This is a genomic window from uncultured Tateyamaria sp., from assembly GCF_947503415.1.
GTDB lineage: Bacteria > Pseudomonadota > Alphaproteobacteria > Rhodobacterales > Rhodobacteraceae > Tateyamaria.
Genome location: NZ_CANNDS010000013.1, coordinates 1 through 985, shown reverse-complemented (window position 1 = coordinate 985; position 985 = coordinate 1). Strand labels below are relative to the sequence as shown.

Annotated in this window: 2 protein-coding genes; both read left to right on the top strand. The window is 60.0% G+C overall.

Annotated elements, in window-relative coordinates:
* A partial coding sequence (gene comD, locus Q1A32_RS23915; protein WP_299616477.1) for a sulfopyruvate decarboxylase subunit alpha occupies positions 1 to 507 on the top strand: 507 nt, incomplete at its 5' end.
* The coding region (locus tag Q1A32_RS23910; RefSeq protein ID WP_299658423.1) for a thiamine pyrophosphate-dependent enzyme at positions 504 to 985 on the top strand (482 nt) is incomplete at its 3' end. The genes comD and Q1A32_RS23910, both read left to right, overlap by 4 nt.

Here is a 985-nt window from a genome sequence, read left to right as displayed (position 1 = left end):
ATGAACATCGACAAGAAGATAACGGATGATTTGGTTGCGAACGACATTTCGTTTGTGACGACGGTTCCGTGCAAGCAGCTGGCGGGCGTCATTGACGAGATCGACCGGCATGACAAGATCTTCCACATCCCCTCGAACAAGGAAGACGAGGGGATGGGCCTGTGTGCCGGGGCCTGGATGGGAGGCAAACGCCCCGCCATCATCATGCAGAACACCGCCATCGGGGTGACCATCAACACGCTGGCCACGCTGATCCAGTACTACCGCATGCCGCTGCCGATGCTGATCAGCTACCGCGGTGAGCTGCGCGAGCCTGTCGCCTGCCAGGTTGAAATGGCCGTGCACACCAAGGCGCTGCTGGCGCAGATGAACATCCCCACCTACCACTTCCACAAGCAGTCGGACGTGGAAGAGCTGGATATGATCCTGAAATATACCTTCATGTGCTCGAAACCCGTGGCGATCCTGACGGACGCCAACTTCTGGGGAGGCTACGGCGACCAATGATCCGTTCTGAAATCCTGAAAGACATCGCTCCGATCCTGCGTGACCAACTGGTTGTCTGTAACATCGGCATTCCCAGCCAGGAGCTGCACGCCATCGACGACCAACCCACCAACTTCTACATGCTGGGCACCATGGGCCTGTCGTCGTCCATTGGCCTTGGCCTTGCGCTGGCGCAGGACAAGACCGTGATCTCGATCGACGGGGACGGGTCGGTTCTGACGAACCTGTGCACGCTGCCGACCATCGCCAACAACGTGGCCGACAACTACATCCTGATGATCATCGACAATGGCTCGTACGGCTCGACCGGGGACCAGCCGACCTACACGGGCAAGAAGACCTCGCTTGCGGGCATGGCGCGCGCGGCGGGGTGCGAGAACGTGGTCGAAGTGCAGGGCGTCGACACGGGCCCCGCGCTGGAAAAGGCGATTGCCGCGCGCAAGATGACGGTGATGGTGGTGAAATGCGACAGCGGCAA